The organism is Romboutsia sp. 1001285H_161024_C4, from assembly GCF_015550185.1.
GTDB lineage: Bacteria > Bacillota > Clostridia > Peptostreptococcales > Peptostreptococcaceae > Romboutsia_C > Romboutsia_C hominis.
In genome coordinates this window covers 25,280-49,287 of sequence record NZ_JADNAJ010000011.1, presented here as the reverse complement: position 1 = coordinate 49,287, position 24,008 = coordinate 25,280, and the positions used below count along the sequence as shown (strand labels likewise).

General features: G+C 28.9%; 20 protein-coding genes. 3 read left to right on the top strand and 17 right to left on the bottom strand.

Annotated elements, in window-relative coordinates; all coding sequences use genetic code 11:
- Positions 1-17 precede the first annotated feature (17 nt).
- Together nagA and I1959_RS15680 are read right to left on the bottom strand one after the other, a co-directional pair.
- Positions 18-1,148 carry an N-acetylglucosamine-6-phosphate deacetylase gene (gene nagA, locus I1959_RS13590; RefSeq protein WP_092923220.1) on the bottom strand — a complete coding sequence of 377 codons (1,131 nt, stop codon included), beginning with the start codon at positions 1,146-1,148 and terminating at the stop codon, positions 18-20.
- Between the two features lie 11 nt (positions 1,149-1,159).
- Entirely contained in the window at positions 1,160-1,894 is a 735-nt protein-coding gene (locus I1959_RS15680) for a GntR family transcriptional regulator (RefSeq protein WP_092923217.1), read from the bottom strand.
- A gap of 338 nt (positions 1,895-2,232) precedes the next feature.
- On the opposite strand from I1959_RS15680, the gene I1959_RS13580 reads away from it, so the two are divergent.
- Complete coding sequence (locus I1959_RS13580) at positions 2,233-3,075, top strand: CvfB family protein (RefSeq protein WP_092923214.1); 843 nt, start codon at positions 2,233-2,235, stop codon at positions 3,073-3,075.
- A gap of 45 nt (positions 3,076-3,120) precedes the next feature.
- On the opposite strand, the gene I1959_RS13575 is transcribed toward I1959_RS13580, so the two are convergent.
- Genes I1959_RS13575 through I1959_RS13565 form a run of 3 tightly spaced genes read right to left on the bottom strand, consistent with a single transcriptional unit; the run spans position 3,121 to position 5,713 of the window.
- Positions 3,121-4,299 (bottom strand): NAD(P)-dependent malic enzyme, encoded by a 1,179-nt coding sequence (locus I1959_RS13575; RefSeq protein ID WP_092923210.1) that lies wholly within the window; start codon positions 4,297-4,299, stop codon positions 3,121-3,123.
- 16 nt (positions 4,300-4,315) lie between these two features.
- On the bottom strand, positions 4,316-4,864 hold the full coding sequence (locus I1959_RS13570; protein WP_166504870.1) for a Fe-S-containing hydro-lyase: 549 nt from the start codon (positions 4,862-4,864) through the stop codon (positions 4,316-4,318).
- 9 nt (positions 4,865-4,873) lie between these two features.
- Positions 4,874-5,713, bottom strand: coding sequence for a fumarate hydratase (locus I1959_RS13565; protein ID WP_195238573.1), 840 nt, complete (start codon positions 5,711-5,713; stop codon positions 4,874-4,876).
- A 172-nt stretch (positions 5,714-5,885) separates the two neighbouring features.
- Between I1959_RS13565 and I1959_RS13560 the strand changes: the two genes are divergently transcribed.
- A complete protein-coding gene (locus I1959_RS13560) occupies positions 5,886-6,098 on the top strand; it encodes a DUF378 domain-containing protein (protein ID WP_092923204.1) in 213 nt (70 codons plus the stop codon).
- Positions 6,099-6,172: 74 nt separating this feature from the next.
- Here I1959_RS13560 and ybaK read toward each other — a convergent pair whose 3' ends face one another.
- From ybaK to I1959_RS13510, 10 genes are all read right to left on the bottom strand, one after another.
- Positions 6,173-6,652, bottom strand: coding sequence for a Cys-tRNA(Pro) deacylase (gene ybaK / locus I1959_RS13555; protein ID WP_092923201.1), 480 nt, complete (start codon positions 6,650-6,652; stop codon positions 6,173-6,175).
- A 3-nt stretch (positions 6,653-6,655) separates the two neighbouring features.
- Positions 6,656-8,446 carry an aminopeptidase P family protein gene (locus I1959_RS13550; RefSeq protein ID WP_092923198.1) on the bottom strand — a complete coding sequence of 597 codons (1,791 nt, stop codon included), beginning with the start codon at positions 8,444-8,446 and terminating at the stop codon, positions 6,656-6,658.
- Positions 8,447-8,615: 169 nt separating this feature from the next.
- The gene (locus I1959_RS13545; protein WP_195238571.1) at positions 8,616-9,446 is read right to left on the bottom strand and encodes an energy-coupling factor transporter transmembrane component T family protein; all 831 of its coding nucleotides are present in this window, start codon (positions 9,444-9,446) and stop codon (positions 8,616-8,618) included.
- Positions 9,443-11,149, bottom strand: coding sequence for an ABC transporter ATP-binding protein (locus I1959_RS13540; protein ID WP_195238569.1), 1,707 nt, complete (start codon positions 11,147-11,149; stop codon positions 9,443-9,445). The genes I1959_RS13545 and I1959_RS13540 overlap by 4 nt, the downstream gene beginning before the upstream one ends.
- Before the next feature lie 19 nt (positions 11,150-11,168).
- Entirely contained in the window at positions 11,169-11,726 is a 558-nt protein-coding gene (locus I1959_RS13535) for an ECF-type riboflavin transporter substrate-binding protein (protein WP_092923189.1), read from the bottom strand.
- 292 nt (positions 11,727-12,018) lie between these two features.
- Positions 12,019-12,405 (bottom strand): hypothetical protein, encoded by a 387-nt coding sequence (locus I1959_RS13530; RefSeq protein WP_092923186.1) that lies wholly within the window; start codon positions 12,403-12,405, stop codon positions 12,019-12,021.
- A gap of 214 nt (positions 12,406-12,619) precedes the next feature.
- On the bottom strand, positions 12,620-14,593 hold the full coding sequence (locus tag I1959_RS13525; RefSeq protein WP_195238567.1) for a YgiQ family radical SAM protein: 1,974 nt from the start codon (positions 14,591-14,593) through the stop codon (positions 12,620-12,622).
- A 367-nt stretch (positions 14,594-14,960) separates the two neighbouring features.
- Complete coding sequence (locus I1959_RS13520; RefSeq protein WP_092923180.1) at positions 14,961-16,613, bottom strand: amidohydrolase; 1,653 nt, start codon at positions 16,611-16,613, stop codon at positions 14,961-14,963.
- 101 nt (positions 16,614-16,714) lie between these two features.
- On the bottom strand, positions 16,715-18,070 hold the full coding sequence (locus tag I1959_RS13515; protein WP_092923177.1) for an alanine:cation symporter family protein: 1,356 nt from the start codon (positions 18,068-18,070) through the stop codon (positions 16,715-16,717).
- Positions 18,071-18,488: 418 nt separating this feature from the next.
- On the bottom strand, positions 18,489-19,991 hold the full coding sequence (locus I1959_RS13510; RefSeq protein ID WP_195238565.1) for a helix-turn-helix domain-containing protein: 1,503 nt from the start codon (positions 19,989-19,991) through the stop codon (positions 18,489-18,491).
- A gap of 323 nt (positions 19,992-20,314) precedes the next feature.
- Between I1959_RS13510 and I1959_RS13505 the strand changes: the two genes are divergently transcribed.
- The gene (locus tag I1959_RS13505) at positions 20,315-21,628 is read left to right on the top strand and encodes a conjugated bile salt MFS transporter (protein WP_195238563.1); all 1,314 of its coding nucleotides are present in this window, start codon (positions 20,315-20,317) and stop codon (positions 21,626-21,628) included.
- Positions 21,629-21,704: 76 nt separating this feature from the next.
- Here I1959_RS13505 and I1959_RS13500 read toward each other — a convergent pair whose 3' ends face one another.
- Positions 21,705-23,024 (bottom strand): hypothetical protein, encoded by a 1,320-nt coding sequence (locus tag I1959_RS13500; RefSeq protein ID WP_195238561.1) that lies wholly within the window; start codon positions 23,022-23,024, stop codon positions 21,705-21,707.
- A 148-nt stretch (positions 23,025-23,172) separates the two neighbouring features.
- Positions 23,173-23,883: a phosphatase gene (locus I1959_RS13495; RefSeq protein ID WP_195238559.1), complete on the bottom strand. Its 711-nt coding sequence runs from the start codon at positions 23,881-23,883 to the stop codon at positions 23,173-23,175.
- Positions 23,884-24,008: the final 125 nt, after the last annotated feature.

The following is a 24,008-nucleotide window of genomic DNA, read 5'->3' as shown; positions in this document are numbered from 1 at the left end:
ATAAATTATCCCCTCATCTATTTTTTGTATATTACTTTTCCACAGTTTATAGTCATATGACAGTTTATATCCTTATCAAATATAGCTATATCTGCATCCTTTCCTATTTCTATACTACCCTTTTTGTTATCTATGCCTATTGACTTGGCAGGGTTTATTGATGCTAATTTTATAACTTTTCTCATATCTAAATTAGTATTATTCATAAAATTGTAAACCATCTTATTAAGAGGCATAACACTTCCTGCCAAACTTCCACTTTCTAACCTTGCTTGATTACTTTTAACAATGACCTTTTGACCACCTAAAGAATATTCTCCATCTTCTAATCCACCAGCTTCTATTGAATCCGTTATAAGAATTATCTTATCTTCACCTTTATTATTCAAGATAAATTGGAATAAATCCTTCATTATATGTATCTCATCAGCTATTACCTCACAATATACATTAGTTGTAAGAGCAGCTCCAACAACCCCAGGATTTCTATGATTTAGTCCGCTCATTCCATTAAATGTATGTGTTATATTACTCGCTCCCATATTTATAGCTTCTTTTGCTTCATCATACGTAGCTTTACTATGACCTATTGATAAAACTATGTCTGTGTTAGCTTTAATTTTTTTTGTAAATTCCATATCTACATCTTTTTCTGGCGCATAAGTTATTATCTTTATTACATCCTTGTATTTTTCTATAAATTCATAAGTTGGAGCAACTATAAATTTTTCATTTTGAGCTCCTTTATAATCTTTATTTATAAATGGCCCTTCCAAATGAGTCCCTATAATTTGGGCCCCTTTAGTATCTTTATCCATATATTTCTTTATAGTGTCTATGGCATTTGTTATACTCTTTTCATCCATAGTCATTGTTGTTGGTAAAAATGAACTTACACCATGTCTTGCTATGGATTTAGCTATCGTACAAATAGCATCATCAGTGCCATCCATTGTATCTTTTCCCATGTTGCCATGTATATGTATATCTATTAATCCAGGACATACATAATTTCCATTGGCATCTATTATTTCACAATCTTTTGGTGCTTCATTAACTATATTGATTATCTTCTCATTAAATACTAGTACTTTATTTTCTAATATTTGATTTTCTAAAACTATTTTTCCATTAACTATACATTTCATACTTATCACCCCTACTCACTTAATATTAACTCATATTGATACTTATCACTTCTAAATATAGATATTGTATATTCTATTGGCTTACCTTCAGTATTATATGAATTTCTTTGAAGCTTAAGTGCTAATGATCCTTCTTCTGTATCTAATATATTAGATTCTTCTTCTGATAAAATCACTGGCTCCATAGTCTGCCTAGCTTTTGTTATCTTATAGTTATAGTTTTCACTTAGCATTTTATATAACGAATTATTATCTAACATCCCTTTAGTAAAACCTTTGCACATTTGCTCCGACAGATAGACAGTTTCTATACCAAATGGCTCTCCATCTGTATACCTTAGTCTAACTACCTTATATACATTAGTCTTTTCATCTTTTATGTTTAATTTATTTTTTATTAAGTCACTTGGTACTTCCATTTCAAAAGATAGTATATCAGTCCTTATGTTTATACCCTTTTCTTTCATTACATCTGTAAATCCTTTTACATTTGAGAACTCATATTTTTTCTTTTCCTTAGCAACAAATGTACCTTTACCTTGTACTCTATATAATATTCCTTCACTTACAAGACCCATAATCGCCTTATTGACAGTCATGCGACTTACATTTTGTCTAGAACAAAGCTCTCTTTCAGGTATTATAGCGTCTCCTTCTTTTAATTCTCCATCTTCTATCATTTTTCTAATTATAGAACTTAATTGTATGTGAAGTGGAGTGGTAATATTTTTATCTACTATTTCCATATTTTTCACCACTCTTTTTATGTTGTAATATTTATTTTGGTATATACCAATTGTACTTTATTTCTATCTATCTATTCAATAGTTTATTTAAAATTTGCATAAAATATTTTTAAGTATATACAATGACAAATTTTAAATAATTCATTATACGATAAAAATAATGTTTTTGCATCATGTTCTTTATATGTTATATGTAATATTTTATTTAACATGTGTGCTTTCTATGGTATTATATTAAGATACACTATTAAACTTACATATTTTAATTTTAATAAAAGCATAGTATTTAATTATTTTAATCGTATATATTAAATCAAAATTTAAGGAGATGATAAAACTTGATAAAAATAGGTGATTTCAATAAACTTGAAGTTAAGAGAGAAACAAGCTTTGGTTATTTTTTAGATGGAAAAACATCTAATTCAAAGGATGATATTTTACTTCATAAAAGATTTATAGGACATAACAAAATAGAACTTGGAGATGTAGTAAATGCATTTATCTATATAGATTCAGAAGGTAGACGTACAGCTACACTTATACCTCCTAAAGGTAAAGTAGATGAAATATGCTACTTAAAAGTTGTTGCTCACACTAAAATAGGTAGCTTTATAGATATTGGACTTCCAAAAGATATATTAGTTCCTTTTAAAGCTAAAACTTACGATTTAGAAAAGGGGAATAGATATTTATTCAATATATATCTTGATAAAACAGGTAGGCTTGCTGCTACGACAGATATAGATAGTTTATTAACAACAGACCACAGTTATAATATAGGAGATACAGTTTCTGGTATAGTTTATGGATTCCAAACTAATAATAGCGCTATGGTATGTGTAGATAATAAATATGCTGCAGTTATACTTGCTAATGAATACTTTACAGATTTAAAACATGGAGATAAACTTGAAAATCTAAGAGTTATAAAGATTTATGAAGATGGAAAGTTAGGACTTACTCCTAGACAAGAAAGAAAAAATGAACTAGATTCTCTTGAGTCTCAAATAATAGATTATTTAAAGAGTAATGATGGTCATATGAATTTTAATGATAAAAGTTCTCCAGAAGATATATCAAAAGAATTTAAAAGCAGTAAGAAAAACTTTAAACGTGCTCTTGGAGTACTAATGAAAAAAGATTATATATATCAAAATGAAAATGGAACATATTTAAAATAAAAATATAAAAAATGGAGTTTACTTAATTGTAAACTCCATTTTTTATTAGATTCTATTAACTTTAGTTTTTATAGCAGCTTTTTTAACAGCATTTGCTACATTATTAGTAACATCTTTATTGAACGGATCTGGTATTATATTTTCTGAAGATATTTCTTCTTTTCCTATTGTATTTGCTATTGCATAAGCTGCCGCAATTTTCATTTCTTCGTTTATATCACTAGCCCTAACATCTAATGCCCCTCTAAATACACCTGGAAATGCCAATACATTATTTACTTGATTAGGAAAATCTGACCTTCCTGTTCCAACTACAAGAGCCCCTCCTGCTTTAGCTTCATCTGGCATTATTTCAGGTATTGGATTTGCCATAGCTAAAACCATAGACTTATCTGCCATAGTTTTTATATCTTCTCTATCTAATAAGTTTGGCGCAGATACACCTATAAACACGTCTTTACCTTTTATTACTTCTTTTAAAGTTCCTCTTTCATTTCTAATGTTCGTTATATCTAACATATCTTTCTGTGCCCAGTTTAGATTGTCCATTTCTTCATTTATAGCACCATATTCATTACAGAATATTACATTCTTAACCTTCATACTTAATAGTATCTTTCCTATAGCTAATCCTGCAGCTCCCGGTCCGTTTATTACTATTTCTAAATCCTCGATATTTTTACCAGATAATTTTGAATAGTTTATTATAGCTGATGCAACAACTATAGCCGTACCATGTTGATCATCATGAAATACAGGTATATCCATTTCTTTTTTTAATCTAGATTCTATTTCAAAACATCTAGGAGAACTTATATCCTCTAAGTTTATTCCTCCAAATACTGGCTCCATTAATTTTACGGTATTTACTATTTCATCTACATCATTTGTTTTAAGACATATAGGGAATGAATCTACATTCGCAAACTCTTTAAATAATATTGCTTTTCCCTCCATAACAGGTATAGATGCTTCTGCACCTATATTCCCAAGTCCTAAAACAGCACTTCCATCACTAACTACCGCAACAATATTCCCTTTTGATGTATATCTATAAACATCATCTTTATTTTTATGTATTTCTTGACAAGGTCTGGCAACACCTGGAGTGTATGCTACTGCTAATTCATCTCTATTCTCTACTTTTACCTTACTTACTACACTTATTTTCCCTTTGTTTTCTTCGTGCATTTTTAAAGCTAATTGTGCATAATCTTTAGACATATTCTACCTCCGTGTTTTATCTTTTACAATAAAGTCTCCTACCTTTTTCGTATATATTTTCACCATAACTATCTATAGCTACAATTAATTGCAAATCTTCTATTTCTAATCTTCTTATTGCCTCTGCACCTAAATCATCATAAGCTATAACTTCACAAGATTTTATAGAATTTGATATATAAGCACCTGCACCACCTATCGCCGCAAAGTATACAGCCTTATGTTTTTTGATACCTTCTATTACAGCTTCACTTCTTTTGCCTTTTCCAATCATAACCTTAAGACCCCTTTCTAATAGAGGAATAGTTAAGTCATCCATTCTATAACTTGTAGTTGGCCCTGCTGAACCTATCACCTCATTTGGCTTATTTGGAGTTGGTCCAACATAATATATAGCCTGTCCGCATATATCAAAAGGCATTTTTTCTTTTCTTTCTATAGTTTCAATAAGTCTTTTATGAGCAGCATCCCTTGCAGTATATATAGTTCCACTTAAACTTACTACATCTCCACATCTCAACTTGATTATTTCTTCATTGGATAACGACATATTTAATTTAATCATAAACCACCCCTATATTATAACTTTTTTGTGTCTTGAAGCATGACAGTTTATATTTACTACAACAGGAAGACCTGCTATATGAGTTGGAAATGTTTCTATATTTACAGAAAGAGCTGTCGTATTTCCACCTAAACCTTGTGGTCCTATTCCCAATTTATTGATTTCTGTTAATAATTCCCTCTCTAATTCTGCTATAAATCTATCTTTACTATGTTCTCCAATGTTTCTAAGTAAAGCTTTTTTTGATATTTGAGCACACTTATCTATAGTACCACCTACACCAACACCTACAACTATAGGTGGACATGGATTAGGACCAGCTTCTGATACTGTATTTATTATAAATTCTTTTATCCCCTTTACCCCATCAGATGGTTTTAGCATCTTCATTTTACTCATATTTTCACTACCAAAACCTTTAGGAGCAAATTCTATCTCTATCTTATCTCCCTTTACCATTTCATAGTGTATTATAGCTGGAGTATTATCTTTCGTGTTAATTCTATTTATAGGATCTACTACAGATTTTCTAAGGTATCCTTCTTCATATCCTTGTCTAACACCTTCGTTTATAGCAACTTCTATTGTACTTCCTCTTACTAATACTTCTTGACCTACTTTTACAAAAAACACTGCCATACCAGTATCTTGACAGATTGGTATTTTTTTTTCATTTGCTACTTGTATGTTTTCTAAAAGTACATGTAATATATTCTTCCCTAATTCACTTTCCTCTTTTTCTAAATTATTATGTATAGCGCATACAACATCCTCTCCTAAATTTATGTTAGCGTCTATACACATTTTTTTTACTACTTCTGTAATTTTATGAGATTTAATTTCTCTCACTCGAACATACACCCCATTTTTATTTTTAATATTCGTAACACAATTAGACTTTATCATTTTTTACAAATTTTAACAATATATTGCTTATATTTTAATTATTTTAATATTATGTATAAAATGTAATTATTTGTTAATCATATAATATACAAATAATTTTTTTGGAGGTATAACTATGGATATGTTATATGATATAGCTCTTATACTAGTTATTATTGGTGCTATAAATTGGGGTCTAGTAAGTATCGCTAATTTTGATTTAGTTGCAGCAATTTGTGCTGGTGGAGGAAGATTTGGTAATATAAATACTTTAAGCAAAATAGTATACGGCTTAGTAGGACTTTCAGGGATTTATATAGCAATAGATTACTTTATGGCTATGATGTAAAATTTATATTTACCTAACTTTATAAAAACATAATTTTTTATATAAAATAAAAAAGAGGGTATTTACCCTCTTTTTTATTTTATAATATCTCTAAACTCTAAATTAATTATATCTTTTAAATCTTTTGGTGAAATCTCTACTTGGTAACCTATTTTACCAGCGCTAACTATAATGTTATCAAGTTCTTTTGCACTTTCATTTACAAAAGTTTTATAAAGTTTTTTCATACCTATAGGTGAACATCCCCCCCTTATATATCCAGTAAACTTATTTATATCATTTACATTAATCATCTCTATACTTTTTTCGTTAGCTACTTTTGCTGCTTTTTTTAAGTCTAAATGTTCATTTACAGGTATAACATATACATATATGTTTTTACTTTGAGATATAGCTACTAATGTTTTATATACTATGCTAACATCTTTACCTATCTTCTGAGCTACTTCAACTCCATCTACATGTTCTCCTTTTTTGAATTCATAAGAGTACATATTATATTTTATTTTTTTAGAGTCTAGTATTCTACATACATTAGTTTTTACCTTACTCACTTATTATATCTCCCTTGTATAATTTCTTAACCACTCACACTCATCTTTACTTAAGAATGGTGATATTTTATCAAATACTTCTTTGTGATAATTGTTTAAGTATTTCTTTTCATCTTCTAACATTAAACTTGCATCTACTGCATCTAAATCAATTGGCGCAAAAGTTATAACCTCAAAGTCCATGAATTGACCATATTCATTTTTCTCAGCTTTTCTTGTAACTACTTCATTTTCTATTCTTATACCATGAGAACCTTCTATATATACCCCTGGTTCATTAGTAGTTACCATACCTTCTTCAAGCACACAACTATCATCTCTTTCTGGTACTACTCTCCATCTAAATCCATTTGGAGCTTCATGAACATTTAGTACAAATCCTATACCATGACCTGTTCCACATTTATAATCTATTCCTAAATTCCAAAGTGGACCTCTAGCTAATATGTCAAGATTATACCCTCTGCATCCATATAAAAATTTAGCTTTAGATAATCTAATCATACCTCTAACCACATTTGTAAAATGAGTCTTAGCATCTCTTGTTATTTCACCTAATGCTATAGTTCTTGTTATATCTGTAGTACCATCATAATATTGCCCACCTGAATCTATTAAGAATAAATCTCTTGGTTCTAGTTTATAGTTGCTTTCTTCTGATGCGCTATAATGCATCATAGCAGCATGTTCTCTATATGCAGCTATAGTATTAAAACTTGGTTCTATAAATTTATCTTGTTCTCTTCTTAAGTCTTCTAGTTTTTGAGCCGCACTTATTTCAGTTATTTCTTCTTTATCTACATTAGTTTTAAGCCAATACATAAATTTAGTGAAAGCTACACCATCTTTTATATGGCTATTTCTTATATTCTTTAGCTCTATTTCATTTTTTATTGCTTTAAACATAATAGTAGGATTTTGTGTATCTATCTTTCTAATAGATTTTGATATATTGTTATAAATAGCATAATTTACTTTATTTGAATCAAGTAACACAACTTCTTTTTCATCTATAGTTTTAACAAATTCATATATAGAGTCGTATGGTTTAACTTGTACTTTCTCTTTATTTAATTCATTTTTTATAGTTTCATCTAATTTGTCTTCATCTATAAATAAATAAACTTCATCTAAAGTTATAACTGTATAAGATAATACTACTGGATTGTGTTTTATATCTCCACCTCTTATATTAAATAACCACGCTATATCATCTAATGTTGTTATGATATGCACACTTGCTTCTTTTTCTTTCATAGCGTTTCTTACTCTTTTTAATCTTTCTGAAAAACTTTCTCCTGTGTATTTAACATCTAATAAAAAAGCTTTTTCCTTTGGTAATTCCGTTCTATTTTCCCATATTTGACCTACTAAATCATAGTTATATTCTATATCAATATTTTTAAATTCTAATTTATCTTTTAAATTTTTTCCTTCTTTTGCACATACTACTTTACCATCAAAACCTAGTTTTGAATCTTTTTTCATATTATCTATTAGATATTTTTCTATAGTAGGGACACCTTCTTCTCCCATTTTAAATAACTTTATAGTACTATTTTTAAGTTCATTTTCAGCTTGTATGAAATATCTTCCATCTGTCCATAAACCTGCTTCATCTTGAGTAATTACTATTGTACCTGCTGAACCTGTAAATCCTGATATATATTCTCTTGATTTAAAGTAATCACCTACATATTCACTTTGGTGATAATCTGAAGATGGTATTAGGTAAGCATATATCCCTTTGTCGTTCATTAACGCTCTTAATTTATTGATTCTTTCTTTTATCATAGTCTTACTCCTTTCAATTTTGATTATCTTATGTACTATTTTAACACTATTTAGTAATTTTAACTAATTAATTTATATTATAATTTATCAAATATAAAATAGCCTATATGAAATTTCATATAGGCTATCATCTATGGATTTTAAATAGTATATATCTGGCAATTTTATATTATATAAAAGGATTATAAAATCTCGAACCATCGACCTTAATCATAACTATAGATATTAATAAAATTATTATTAACACTAGTATAGATATATAATCTCTTTTTTCAAATTTTCTTCTATTAAACCAAGTACGTTTTTTGTTATTTCCAAAAGCTCTTAGCTCCATAGCTAAACTTATTTTATCTATTCTTTCTAAACTAGAGAATATCAAAGGCATAAGTATTGCTGCCGAATTTTTTATTCTTTTAGATAACTTTTCTTTTTTTGATAAATCAATTCCTCTTGCTTGCTGAGCAAAAGATATATCCTTATAGTCCCTTTGAACATCTGGTATATATCTAAGAGCGATTGATACTGTATATGCAGCTTTATAACTTACACCAATCTTATTTAATGATGCTGCAAATTCACTTGGATCCGTTGTAAGTATAAATAAAAGCGCCATAGGTATTGTTGCAAAGTATTTCAATACTACATTTAACTCATAAAATAGTTGTTCTTTTGTTATTGTATATGGGCCTATTAAGTGAAGTAAATCCGTCCTACTTCCATATATTTCTACACCTTGATATGGAGCAAATATAAATATTAAAAGTGCGTTTAGTAGTAAGAAAAATAATATAAAATAAAGCACAAAAGATACTTCTTTAAATTCAATTTTTGACATTTTAAATACTACTATTCCAACAATAAAAAGTCCAAGTAAAACTCTTGTATCATATGTTATCATTGCCGCTATTGTCCAAAGTAAAAAACATATTAACTTTGTAGCTCCAGTTAACCTATGAATAGGTGAGTCTTTCTTTATATATGACAACATTTCTGTATTCATATGTTTCTAACCCTCCTATCATAATCAATAAATCTATTTACAAATTCTACAGAATCTTTTATTTTACATTTTATAGCTAGTTCTTGTAGTGATGTTTCTTTTAAATTTGCTTTTTCTATTATCTCTTTATTTGTTAATATCTTAGTTGATTTATCATCACCTATTTTTTGACCATTTGATAAAACTACTACATTACTTGTATATTCTAGCATAAGATGCATATCATGAGTTACCATAATTATAGTAACACCCTTTTTATTTAACTCTACTAAAAATTCCATTATTTCTGTATAATGCTTGAAGTCTTGTCCTGCTGTAGGCTCATCTAGTATTATTACCTCTGGATTTAATACTAATATAGATGCTATTGTAACTCTTTTCTTTTGACCAAAACTAAGTGCTGATATGGGCCAATTTCTGTAACCATAAAGTCCACAAGTTTTAAGTACATTTTCTACTTTTTCTTTTATTTCTTCTTTATTATATCCTCTTATCTTTAAACCAAAAGCTACTTCATCAAATACCATAGTCTTAGATATCATTTGATTAGGATTTTGCATAACAAATCCTATTTTTTCCGAACGCTCTTTTATAGATTCATCTTTTATATCTTTCCCATCAAATAATATTCTTCCACTAGTAGGTTTGTAAAAACCACATATTAATTTTGATATAGTAGATTTACCTGCACCATTTTTACCTACTATACTTGCTATATCACCTTTTCTTATCTTAAAAGATACATCTTTAAGTATTTGTTTTTCAGGAGAATATGAGAAGTTTATGTTATCTAGTTCTAATATATAGTCGTTTTTAGTTTTAAATTCTTCTTTTTTAGTATTCTCATACCAGTCATTGACTTTATCTTTACACTTTTCTATATCTAATGTATTTATACTTTCAGGTTTTAAGTCTTTACTTATCTCACAACCTGAGTATTTTAAAGCAGTTATATATAAAGGCTCTCTTACCCCAACTTCTTCTAAGATATTAGTTGATAAGAGTTCATTTGGAGTAGTATCTGCTACTATACATCCTTTGTCCATAACTACTATTCTATCTACTTTACAATGAAGAACATCTTCTAATCTATGCTCTATTATTACCATTGTTTTATTTTCTTTTTGTTGTATACTATCTATAAGTTCCATAGCACTTTTCCCTGTCGCAGGATCTAAGCTTGCTAAAGGCTCATCAAATAGTAATACTTTAACTTCATCTACTGTTACTCCAGCTAAAGTTACTCTTTGTTTTTGACCCCCAGATAATTTGTATGGTGATGCTTCTAATTCCTTATCTATATCAACTAACTTAGCAGCTTTGTTAACTCTATCTATCATTTCATTTTGCTCTACACAATAGTTTTCTAGTTTAAATGCTATATCTTCTCCTACTGTAAGACCTATAAACTGGCTGTCTGGATCTTGAAGAACAGTCCCAACTACTTTAGATAATTCAAATATATTTTTATTTTTTATATCCTCATTATTTATTCTTAATTCTCCACTCATCTCTCCACTATAGAAAAATGGTACTAGCCCATTAAGGCAATGTGCTAAAGTACTTTTACCTGAACCTGATGGTCCTACTATTAATACTTTTTCACCTTCATAAATAGTCAAGTTTATATTTTTTAATGTTGGCTCAGCTTGAACTCTGTATTTAAAATTGAAGTCTTTAAACTCAATTATTTTCTTTTTCATAAATGCCTCCTTTCGCCTATTATTCTTCTACTCTTAAACTCCCGCTCTTTATTTTTGTTTTAGAGTATGTTTTTAATATTAATGTTCCTAATATACCTATTGTAACCATGTTTGATATTCCACCTATAGCTCCTTGTATGTATACCTTATTTGCAGGTTCTGCATATATAACTATATCTAAAGTAGGTGCTACAACAAACCAAGCTATTATATTTGCTACAATTTGAGTTATATTAAAAATTATAATTTGTTTAATGGAGAAATCTCCTTCATCTACTTTTATTCTTTTATACATTATACCTATTATAAGACCCACTATAGCCGATGATATTACCCAACTAAACCAAGGCATTCCATAAAACACTAAATCTTTTAATCCATGTCCTATAAGCCCTATTAAAAATCCTGCTATAGGACCATAAATTACTGCCATTAACGCTAGATAAGCATATGCTGTTTCTATGTTAGTGTTTGGTATACCACTTGGTATAGAACCAAATCTTCCCAATATCATAAATACAGCAGCTCCAATTCCTATAGCAACTATAGTTTTTATTGAAAGTTTACTTTTATTCATACTTATACCTCTCTATTTTAGATGTATACATTTATATTTATTTAAATTAAACACAAATTTTAGTATAACCCTTACTAAAAAAAATGTCAATGTTAGTCGATTTTTTAACCATATTTATACCTTTATTATTTACGTTATTTTTTATAAATACTTAATCTTTTAATTAAATAATTAATATATTTTATGCTTATAACAAAAACAAAAAAGGCAGAGAAAAATCTCTGCCTTTAAGAAATTATTGATTTTATTCTTAAGGTAACTTATTTATTTTATTAGATAATAAATAACAGCATTAATTTCCAAGTGAGTCAAATTGTAAATCAAAGCATAGTAATACTCTTGCAGTCATAGTTGTTGATAATGCTGTAATTACAACAGCATTTAATTGAGCTACTGAAATTACCGCTTCTTGATTTGGTGCTATGACAATGTCAATAGGACTTGCTTGAACTCTAATACTTACAGTTCTTGATAAGTTTCTAATCTTTATTGTAGCACGTGTAGTAGCTGGATCAGATGAGTCATAAACAACTACTCCAGCAGGTGTAGCAGTTGATCTTATAGTAAATTGTTCCTTAACAAATCCTTCACAGCATCTACTTTCTATATCACATACTTCATCTCTTATATCCTCAAAATCGTCTCTTTGGAAATATTCACAATTATTATTTCTGCACATATTATATTAACCTCCTTTTAATTAGGACAGCTTATTTGCTTGTCCTTTAATATAATATGTTTTAGATAAAATTTCGTTACACTAATCGACTTTTTTTACATTTTTTGCTATTAATTTAAATTTCCAATATTTCAATAAACTTTTATCATTAATTTATATAAAATACTATAAAGATAATAAAAGGATATGAACTTATGTCATATCCTTTATATATTTATCTTCTTTTCTTTTTCATAGGCTTAGAACTTTTAGAAAACTTTTTACTTGACTGATTATTTCTATCGTTTTTACCTCTAGATTTTGATTCATTATTTCTTGAAGAATTTCTTCCTCTTGAAACCTTATTATTTGAATTTTTAGAATTCATGCTTCTATTTGAATACCCTCTAGCTTCTCTTGGTTTTATTAAACATCTTGGATTAAATCCTATTAAATCTTCTCTTCCAGCTTCAACTAATGCTGCATGCACTAAATCATAGTTTCTTGGAGCACTATATTGAAGTAATGCTCTTTGCATAGCCTTTTCTTGTTTAGACTTAGGAACATATACTGGTTTCATAGTTAACGGATCTATTCCTGTATAGAACATCGTAGTTGATAATGTCCCTGGAGTTGGATAGAAATCTTGTACCTGCTCTGGTTGATATTTAATGTCTCTTAAGTACTCTGCAAGCTCTATAGCTGAATTTAATGTTGAACCTGGATGAGACGACATTAAATAAGGTATAATATATTGTTTTTTGCCAGCTCTTTCACTTAATCTAAAGAATTTTTCTCTAAATTTATCATAAGTATTTCCTGCTGGCTTTTGCATATGTTCTAAAACTTCTTCTGCTATATGCTCTGGAGCAACTTTTAATTGCCCACTAACATGATGTTCAACAAGCTCTTTAAAGAACTTATCGTTTTTATCAGCCATTACATAGTCATATCTTATTCCTGAACGTACGAATACCTTCTTAACCTTAGGTAAATTTCTAACTTTTCTCAATAATTCTAAGAAATCTGTATGGTCAACTTTTAAGTTCTTACATGGATCTGGGTGTAAACATTGTCTATGCTTACACGCCCCTTTAGTTATTTGCTTTTTACATGCTTCATGTCTAAAGTTTGCTGTAGGTCCTCCAACATCATGTATATATCCTTTAAAATCTGGAAGTTCTGTTATATATTTAGCTTCATCTAGTATAGACTCATGGCTTCTACTTTGTACTGCTCTACCTTGATGGAATGTTATCGCACAGAATGAACAGCTTCCAAAGCAACCTCTTGAACTTACTATGCCAAATTTAACTTCTTCTATAGCAGGTATCCCACCCATTTCTTTGTATATAGGATGATAATCTTTAGCATAAGGTAGTGCATAAACTTTATCTAGCTCTTCTCTATTTAATGGTGGTTCTGGTTTATTTTGAACTAAGTACTTATCACCATGTCTTTGTATTATAACTTTTCCTCTATATGGATCTTGCTCATCATATTGAATTTTAAATGCTTTTGCATATTCTTCTTTACTTGAACATACATCTTTATATGATGGTATCTCTACATAATCATCATATATTTCTTCTTTACTATCTGCTATATAACAAGTTCCATTTATATGTCTTATATATTTAGGATCAAATCCATCATTTAAAGCATTAGCTACTTCTACTATTTGTCTTTCACTCATACCATAAACTAATAAATCTGCACCACTATCTATTAGTATAGACTTTCTTACTTTATCTCCCCAATAATCATAATGGGCAAATCTTCTTAAACTTGCTTCAAGCCCTCCAATTGCTATGTTAGCATCTTTGTAAGCTTCTCTAATTTTATTACAATAAACTATTACTGCCCTATCAGGTCTAAGTCCCATTTTGCCACCTGGAGAGTACATATCTTTGTCTCTACGCTTTTTACTTACTGAATAGTGATTAACCATCGAGTCCATATTTCCTGAATTAACTAAGAAACCTAGCCTTGGTTCTCCTAACTTCATAAAATCATCAGTACTTTTCCAATCTGGTTGTGCTATTATTCCTACTTTATACCCTGCATTTTCTAATACTCTAGATATTATAGCTGTACCAAAGCTATGGTGGTCAACATAAGCATCTCCTGTAACTATAACAAAATCTAGTTGTTCCCATCCTCTATCTATCATATCTTGCTTGCATATAGGTAAAAATTTGTTTTCCATTTTATCACCTGCTTAATCTATATTTGTCTATTTTAACATATTAAAAATTCATTTTCTGTCTTTAGGTCTTAAGATTTAATTATATCATTAATTTACTTTATTTTTAATCATTATTTGTTTATTTTTATCAAAATTAAAATAAGTATGGTAATTTTATATAATTTCCTGGAAAATATTTATGCTTACTGTCTCATTTTATATTTTACTACACAAAATAGATACTCTTAATTATTATTAACCACTTAATATAAATATCAAACAAAAGTATTAGTTAAAATGTTTATTTATTAGTTTTTAGGCTATAAAAAATTTTTAATTTGCTTAAAATTTAAAATAGCGATGAGATATCTCATCGCTATTTTTTATATTATGCGTTTTGTAATTCAGCTTCTTTAACAAATATAGTTTTACCTTCTTTTATAGTTTCTAATACTTTTATGTTTTCTATTTCCATAGTATCAACTTCAAGAGGGTTTTTATCTAATATAACTAAGTCAGCTAATTTACCAACTTCTATACTACCTTTTACATCTTCTTCGAAGTATTGATATGCACCATTTATAGTTACAGCTTTTATAGCTTCCATAACTGATATTCTTTGATGCGCTCCTAATACTCTTCCTGATTCTGTAGTTCTATTAACAGCTGTATGCATAGCTATTATTTGGTTTGGCATTTTTACTGGTGGATCTTGGTGTAGCGTAAACTTTATACCCTTCTCTAACGCCCATCCTATTGGAGATATATTTTGAGCTCTTTCTGGTCCAAATACTTGATCATGGTGTAAATCTCCCCAGAATCTTACATGATCATTGAAGAATGTTGGTATTGCACCTATTTCTTTAACATCATCTAATTGGTCTTCTCTTAATGCTTGACAGTGAACCATAACAGGTCTTAAATCTGCTTTACTTCCTGTTATTTCTAAAGCTTTTTTGTAACATCTTAAGAATTGAGCACAAGCCTCATCACCATTTACATGAGTATGAACTTGTACATTTAAGTTTATACAATCAACAAAGTAATTAGTTACAACTTCATCAGTTTGAGTTCCATATCCACAGTAATCAGCTGGTTGACCTTCTGGCACAACGTGATAAGGCTTACTTAACCAAGCAGTAAATCCTTGTGGAGATCCATCTAACCAAGTCTTAGCTCCTGCTAACTTATAATGATTGAAGTATTCTCTCTTTGGAGTTCCTTCATTTTTCATTAAATTCATTGTTGATGGCTGAGTAGCAAGTCCAACTATATCTATCATTAACATATTATTTTGAGCACATGCTCCTAATATATGATTATAATGATTAGCTTCTTCTACTGAAGCATCTTGAGTTGTTGTAATACCTAATGATGCATATATCTTTTGAGCTTTAACAACAGCCTTTAAAACTTCTTCGAATCCTGGAGCTTTTATAACTTTTTTCTTTTCACTATCTAATATAGCATTTTCTTCTAATACTCCATTTGGTTCTTTTGAGTCAGGTGATACAGTTCTTACAACTCCACCTTCTGGAACTATATAGTCATCACCTACATATCCATATAATTCTAATGCTTTAGAGTTTACAGCTGATAAATGCCCTGATGCATGAGAAACAGTTATCGGTACTTCTGTACTTATTTGGTCTAAGTCAAACTTAGTTGGATGTTCTCCACCTTCAAATTTAGTGTTATCATATCCAAATCCTATTAACCAGTTTCCATCTGTTGGAGGATCACTTTCGAAGGCTTCTTTTAGTCTAGATAATAGTTCTTCCTTAGAAGTTACATCTCCTAATGTTACTATCATTAAAGTTTGAGCTACAGCAACTACATGTCCATGAGGATCTATAAACCCTGGAAGAATTGTTTTCCCATCTAGGTCTATTTTTTCAGTAGTTTCATCTGCTAACGCAAGAACTTCTTCATTACTTCCTACTGCTTTTATTTTTCCTTCTTCAACTAATATAGCTTGTGCTATTGATTCATTTTTATCAACAGTTACCACTGTTCCATTGAAGTAAATCTTTTTAGTCATTGTATTTCTCCCTTCACCAGGCAAGTTTTAATGTATATATATAAAGCTACTTACTAATATAGCAAGTAGCTTTTTAGCTTATTTAAATAATTAGTATATCATTAAGCTACTTTGTCTTTTTTAACTGATCCACTTAACTTGTAAGCTTCCCAATGTTTGAATGTAAATATAGCTAGTGCTGTTACGTTTATTCCTGAAAGTACAAATAATAATAAGTCAACAGCTTCAAATACCACGTTAGCTCCAAATACTGCTAAAGTACCAGCAGCTATTATTAATACTAAATATATTGCTATATTTTTGTTAACTGGATTTTGCTTAAATAACTTTGTCATGTAGTAGTAAGATCCAAGTATTGTAGTTAATGCTGATAATACTGTGAATGCTGCTAATACAATTAATCCAAATATACCAACTACATGCTCAGCAGTAGCAAAGTATCCACCTAATCTTGCAACAGTACCTGCTGCATTTCCATTAGCATCAACTAATGCTAAAGTTCCTACCTCAACTCCATAAGAAGCTATATATGAAGTAACAACTATAGAAACGAATACTGTTACAGCTGTTGGTAATAACGATATCATAGCTGCTTCTCTTGGTTGTGAGTCAGATTCTTGAGCAGCCATTGCTAATGCTCCAAGACCAGTTTCTGCTGTTTGTATAACCTTTTGCATACCTAATATAAATCCTAATGGCACACCCATCATTGCATTAACTGGATTCATCATACCTTTTATCATACTTCCAAAGAAAGTAGGTATGTAATCAGAAGTCTTAAGAACAAACATTGTAAAGAATATGAAGTATCCAGCAACTGCTGTTCCTATCATATAAGTCATTGCTCCCATGAATAACTCATGCTTTTTAGATAATACTAATGCAGCAACTACCGCTATTACTGGTATAACTATAAATAAATATCTTTGAACTAATGATAATTCGATTCCAAACTTATCATTTAATACTGTAGCAAAAACTGAATCTATACCACTAAATTGGAATCCACCAAATCCGAATACTGCTAATGCAACGAAACATACAGCATATGTTATTCCTAATTTAGGGCTTATTAGAGTAGATATATACTCCTTTGGAGTTTTCCCCATTATTTTTGAGTTTAATGTTTCAGAATATGAAACAGGAAGCATTATTAATGAACCTATTAACGCCCATATAGCCATAGCTTCTATATTTGCTTGCCCACTTGCTGATAATTTTGATAATGCACCAAGAACACCTATTATTGCTCCTGTACCTATCATTGCCCCTAAAGATATAGAAGCTGGCCCGATTACATTTTTCATTTGTAATTTAGCAGGCTTTGTAGCTTGTTTTTGTATCATGAAGATTGTTCTTATAGCCATTGTAGCGCCAACAACTAATATAAATGGTAAGAATACTGGCCATATAGCTTCAGATACTTTTGTTATTGCAACTTCTAACTGATGTAGCATCTTTTATGTTCTCCTTGTAAATATTTATTTTGATTTTTATTTGTTTTTTGTATATCTCCCCCTTTAAAATATACAAAAAAAATAGGCTTCACATTCATTAAGAAATACAACAATTTATAAAAGTTAATCTTATCCATTGTATTTTTCCATCAAAAAACTGACTATTCTTACGTATTTTATTAATTAAATAATAACGGTATATCTATAGCAGTTTTAAGATTTAAATAAAAATTATAAAACTTTTAAGATTAACTATATAAAATTATTGGATCATTAATGATTTTGTTAGTGCCTATTTACAGTTACTACAATATCAATTTTTTATTATTTAAGTCAATAAATTATTTTGACCCTTGTTTTCTTTTTTCAACAAATTCAAATATTTTCGAAATTCGTCAACATAATTTCTAGTAAATTATTAATTGATTTCACCATTTATTATTCTAGTGTAAACTAATGCTTTTGATATTTTTTCTAAAATTTCTTCTTTTTCACTTACTAGCATATTTTCTTTTTCACTCCATACAATATCAAATACTTCATCGCATATTTTTTTGAATTCATTATCTTTAATTATTGCATAATCATTTACCCCATCCATAGGATGTGTTTTTATTAACTTTAGATTCTTAGATAAATACATAGATGGACTTAAACCTGTATCAAATTCTTCTATGGAGCTATTTTCAATAAGTTTAATTTCTATATTTTCATGTTCTTTTATTATTTTTTCTATATTTTTAATATGTCTCTCCATTTGTTCTAAAGTCAATTTTACTGGTTTATTAAAGAATGTTATTTCTCCTGTCGATATATACTTCATTAGTTTTGCTTCATAAATTAATACTTTTATGTTAGATTGATATGTTACATTTTGTAAAAATGCATTTATTTGACGCAACTCTTGTAATAACTCTTTGTCATTTCCAAATACATCTTCTGCAATTTCTATAAATAAATCAGATGGCATAAAGAATTCATTCATAACTCCTAATACCCACTTTAAGTCTTGCCCCATTATATATTGTATATAAGTTTTATTCTTTAATAAATCTAGTGGAGTTTCTTTCTCTACAAGCAATTTACCTTGATTTTTTAATATTTCTTCTAAACTATAATAAACTTCATCTATGATAGCCTTTTCTTTAGACATATTTGTAAATAAGCATTGTCCATTACTTGCAAATATGGCACTATGGAAAATTCTATCCTTTATAACAGCTAAAATGTTACTATTATCTACATTACAGTTATATACTTCAAAATCTAAATTAGGATATGTTGTTATCATGTCAATTATAAGTAGTGTATTTAGTACCTTATCATTTTGATTCCCTTCAAACCCAGTTAATACCCTTGCTTTTACTTCTTTGTCTTTTTGTATGCTATATAACGCTGTTTTCATTTCTGATATAGAAACTTTATCATTTCCATTAAGTCTATATAGGTTTGCAGATAATATTAGATCTAGCTTACTCGATTTACTTATATGAAGTATTGCATCCTTTGCTAAATACTGTTTTCTAAGCCTTGGGTTTATATGCATCATACTATTATAATTATCTTCAGAATGTGTATTCTTATATATATTAGAAGAACTTTTTTGTGCCGTAACCATATATGATTCTTTTAAACTTCTTTCTATATATTGAGCTAATACAGTATCGTCTTTTACTTCTACCTCTATTTCAAAGTAGTGTTTAAGTTCTTGCTTTGATGTAGAATTTAAAGATTTAACTATAAACTCTGATGTAATTTTACATATACTAGATATACTTTTTTGAGTTGGTAGGTTTCTCCCATTAATCCATTTACTTATATAAGATATATCGTATCCTAACTCTTTTGCTAATGTACTCTTTTTTTGATTTGATAAATAAAGTAACTTTTCTAGTAGTTGACCAAATGCAATATTTTTCAACCTATTCACCATCCTTTTTTTCGCTCATTCTTTTATGATTTCTTAATATTATTATATATTTTATTTATTACTATGACTCCATTTTATAGTATATCTGACAATAACATACTAAGTATAAATTAATCAAAGTTGATTTTTAATTGAAGTTGTTGAATATTCTTGAATCAAGTTTCAATTTTGTTCATCAACCTTCCTTTGTTTTTAATATATCACTTATGATATCCTTTTTCTAGGATATATTTCATTTTAACCTTAAATTTTACATTTATATCCATTTTAATGTGTCTATTTACAAAAAACAACAACAAAGGAGAAATCATACAATGAACACTAAAAGTAAAAAATTCGCAACTGGTTGGTTAATAGTAGTTGCATGTATGCTTATACAAGCTATACCATTTGGAGTTGCTGCAAATATCCAACCACAATTTATGGCTTACATCCTATCTCCTGATTCAGGATATGGATTTACACAAGCTGGATTCTCATTAATATTTACATTAGGTACAGTTGTATCTGCTATAGCATCTCCATTTATAGGAGCAATGTTTAATAAAGTTAGTGTTAAAACAATGTACTTAATGGGTTCTATACTTTCAGGTGGAGGATTCTTAGCATTCTCTATGTGTAAAGAATTATGGCAATTTTACCTTGTTGCTGGTATAGTTCAAGTTGGTACAGCTGCTATATCTTCAATCGGGGTTCCGTTATTAATAAATGGATGGTTCGATGAACTATCAAAAGGTAAGGCAATGGGACTTGCTTTCGCTGGAGGATCTATAGGTAATATATTCCTTCAAAGTATGACTGCTTATTCATTAACTAATTTCGGTATATCTAAATCATACTTTATGTTTGGTGCTTTATCATTAATCGTGGGTATACCTATAACTTTATTATTCTTAAGAATGCCAAAGAATGATGGCGAAATAGTTAGAGGTAAGAAAAAAGACAATGGAAAAGAAGAAAAAGAGCAAAGTACTGTTTCAGTTGATTGGGGATACTCTTTAAAAGAAGTTAAAAATGTTAAATTCTTCTGGTTATTTGCTTTAGGATTATTCTTCTTAGGTATGTATGTTTCTGTACTTGCTGTACAATATCCTGCTTACTTAAAGAACTTCTTAAAAGTTGATCCTATGATAGTTGGTATGGTAGGTTCTACATTCGCTATATTCTCTCTTGGAGGAAACTTATTTGGTGGAGTAATATTTGATAAATTAGGTATAACTAAAGGGCTTATGGTTGCCTTTGCATTAGCTGCTACTTCTTGTTTAGCTCTAATGAATGCAGGTTTAATACCTATGTTAGCTCCAATATTTGCGGCTTTAAAAGGATTATCAGTATTCGCTTACATGATGGGACCTTCTTTACTTGCAGGATCATTCTTCGGTAAAAAAGAATTTGGTGCTATACTTGGTGTAGTTCAAATATTCTTCGCAGTAGGATTTGCTGCTGGTTCATCAATATTTGGATTATTAGTTGATAAAATGGGATACAGCGTAGCTTGGATATTCGTTTTAACATTTATAGTTGTATGTTATGTATCTTTAATAACTGCTTCTATAGGTATGTCTAAGTTAAACAAAGAAAGAATAGCTAAATTACAAAAAGATGCTTCTTCTCAAGGAGTTGCTTAATAATAATTAAGGAGTGTATAAAATACACTCCTTTTTAATTTTTATTTTATATTTAATTATGATTTAATGCATATTTTTATGCAGCTTTCCTAATTTCTAAATTTCTTATTTTATATTTTTTCCATTCAAACTCTGTGAACATAGCAAGTGCCATAATATTAATAGATGTTGATATAAATAATAATATCTCTAATAGTAAAAATACTAATTCTACATTAAATACAGATAATGCACCTCCTAATATCAATAAACCTACATAAACAAGATAATTATTTTTAACATTAAAATTGGCTACATTTATAAGTACAAGATACCCTCCTAATAAGGTGGTTAATGCAGATAAAGCTATAAATGTAAATAGTATTAATATCCCAAATTTACCCGTTACACTAATTATAGTATCAAAGTATGACACTAGCTTCTCGTATCCATTAACTGAAAAATTTATTATTCCTTCACTAAGTCCATAAGATGCTATATATGAAGTAACTAATACCGATATAACAATAAGTACTGTTGTTAGTATAGAAGATATTAAAGCAGCTTCCCTTGGTTTAGCATTTGATTTCATAGATGCTAATGCAAGTGTTCCAAGACCTGGTTCTGCTATTTGTATAACTCTCTGAAGTCCAAATATAAGACCTAGTGGTATTCCAAACAACACAGATACAGGATTTTTAAATCCTATAATAATACGCTCTACAAATATAGGTATATACTCTTGTGTTTTATAAAGAAATATGAAAAATGATAATAAATAAGTTGAAAATGATAATATTACCATAGTCACTAAAATTCTTAAAAATATACTCTGTCTGTTTTTAAGTATAATGGTTATTAATATAATTATTACTGGAATAACGATATACATATATCTTTGTAGTTCATTAAATTCTAAACTTACTATTTTATTTATACTAGTAGTTACTACTGCATCTATCCCACTTAACTGTATTCCCCCTATAGCAAATATATATAATAAAACTAAAGATGTAACATACAATTTTGATGCTTTAGTTGATATAAATACTTTTATATATTCTTTGGGTTGCATTCTCACAACTTTAGATATTAAAGTTTCACAATATGATATAGGTATTAATATTATCGATCCAAGTAATGCCCATATAGCAATTGATTCAACATATATTTGCCCACTTATAGAAAGCTTACTAAGTCCAGTTAAAAAACCAACGACTGTTCCTGTTCCCATCATAGTCCCCAAGGCTACGGTACTCTGTGGAATTATGTACTTGTAATTTATTTTCCCCTTTGTCGTAATGCGTTGCCTTATGTTAAAAAAAACTTGCAAACATATATATGTCCCAAGTAAAAGCAAAAAAGGTATAAACATAGGCCAAACAACATTAGACACTACCCTCGCAATATACTCCATGTCAACTCTCTCCTTTAAATTAAAGCATAATAAAAGTAACACTTATCAATAAGTGTTACTCTTATATTATACTATATTTTAAATATAGTTTGTCCTTCTTTTATACTCTTTATTTCCTAAATTTACTTAACTTTAATCTATCATATATTTATAAATTTAAAAACTCTATTATACTTTCTTCACTATAATTTATAACTAACTCTTTAGGAAACTTCACATCATTTATTACCTTTTCAGAATATGGGAATTTACCTACATCATAAGATATATGTGCATCACTTCCAAGTATTACTTTTGCATTGTATTTTTTACAACATTCAAGTAGTGTAGTTACATTATCCCAAGCCCCTTGTCTAAAAGTCGTCGGCTTTAGAGATGAATTATTTATTTCTAATGCTATGTTTCTCTCCTTTGCCTTTTTTACTACTTTTTCATAATTAACTGGATATCTACTATCATCTAAATGTCCTATTATCTTAACTTTTGATTTATCCATTACATTAAGTACAGCTTGTGTATTTTCTTCTACACTTCCAGCATCTATACATGGTGTGTGTAAGCTAGCTATAACATAATCTATATGTGTAAGCATGTCATCATCTACATCTGTATTTCCTTCAAAATCTACAATATTTGCTTCTATTCCTCTAAGTACCTTAAGTCCATTAACTTCTCTTGGTATACAATGAATATTATGGAAGTAATATGGGTGTGGTCCACCTGGCATATTTGGTGCATGTTCTGATAACCCTAAATACTTTAATCCATTATCAATAGCCGATTGTATATTTTCTTGTACTGTACTATATGCATGTCCACTTACTATTGTATGTGTATGTAAATCTATTAATGCTTTCATTTAAATTCTCCCTATAAATTATAATTTTTACTGTGTTATTTTCTTAAATAAAGACCATAATAATATTAATAAAATTAATCCTAATACTACTAAACTCATTATTCCCAAAAAATCAAATACTATAA

Excerpts from the sequence above, each read along its gene's own strand:
- nagA (WP_092923220.1), bottom strand. The coding sequence starts at position 1,148 with ATGAAATGTATAGTTAATGGAAAAATAGTTTTAGAAAATCAAATATTA.
- I1959_RS15680 (WP_092923217.1), bottom strand. The coding sequence starts at position 1,894 with ATGGAAATAGTAGATAAAAATATTACCACTCCACTTCACATACAATTA.
- I1959_RS13575 (WP_092923210.1), bottom strand. The coding sequence starts at position 4,299 with ATGTCTAAAGATTATGCACAATTAGCTTTAAAAATGCACGAAGAAAAC.
- I1959_RS13570 (WP_166504870.1), bottom strand. The coding sequence starts at position 4,864 with ATGATTAAATTAAATATGTCGTTATCCAATGAAGAAATAATCAAGTTG.
- I1959_RS13560 (WP_092923204.1), top strand. The coding sequence starts at position 5,886 with ATGGATATGTTATATGATATAGCTCTTATACTAGTTATTATTGGTGCT.
- I1959_RS13550 (WP_092923198.1), bottom strand. The coding sequence starts at position 8,446 with ATGATAAAAGAAAGAATCAATAAATTAAGAGCGTTAATGAACGACAAA.
- I1959_RS13545 (WP_195238571.1), bottom strand. The coding sequence starts at position 9,446 with ATGAATACAGAAATGTTGTCATATATAAAGAAAGACTCACCTATTCAT.
- I1959_RS13540 (WP_195238569.1), bottom strand. The coding sequence starts at position 11,149 with ATGAAAAAGAAAATAATTGAGTTTAAAGACTTCAATTTTAAATACAGA.
- I1959_RS13535 (WP_092923189.1), bottom strand. The coding sequence starts at position 11,726 with ATGAATAAAAGTAAACTTTCAATAAAAACTATAGTTGCTATAGGAATT.
- I1959_RS13530 (WP_092923186.1), bottom strand. The coding sequence starts at position 12,405 with ATGTGCAGAAATAATAATTGTGAATATTTCCAAAGAGACGATTTTGAG.
- I1959_RS13525 (WP_195238567.1), bottom strand. The coding sequence starts at position 14,593 with ATGGAAAACAAATTTTTACCTATATGCAAGCAAGATATGATAGATAGA.
- I1959_RS13520 (WP_092923180.1), bottom strand. The coding sequence starts at position 16,613 with ATGACTAAAAAGATTTACTTCAATGGAACAGTGGTAACTGTTGATAAA.
- I1959_RS13515 (WP_092923177.1), bottom strand. The coding sequence starts at position 18,070 with ATGCTACATCAGTTAGAAGTTGCAATAACAAAAGTATCTGAAGCTATA.
- I1959_RS13505 (WP_195238563.1), top strand. The coding sequence starts at position 20,315 with ATGAACACTAAAAGTAAAAAATTCGCAACTGGTTGGTTAATAGTAGTT.
- I1959_RS13500 (WP_195238561.1), bottom strand. The coding sequence starts at position 23,024 with ATGGAGTATATTGCGAGGGTAGTGTCTAATGTTGTTTGGCCTATGTTT.
- I1959_RS13495 (WP_195238559.1), bottom strand. The coding sequence starts at position 23,883 with ATGAAAGCATTAATAGATTTACATACACATACAATAGTAAGTGGACAT.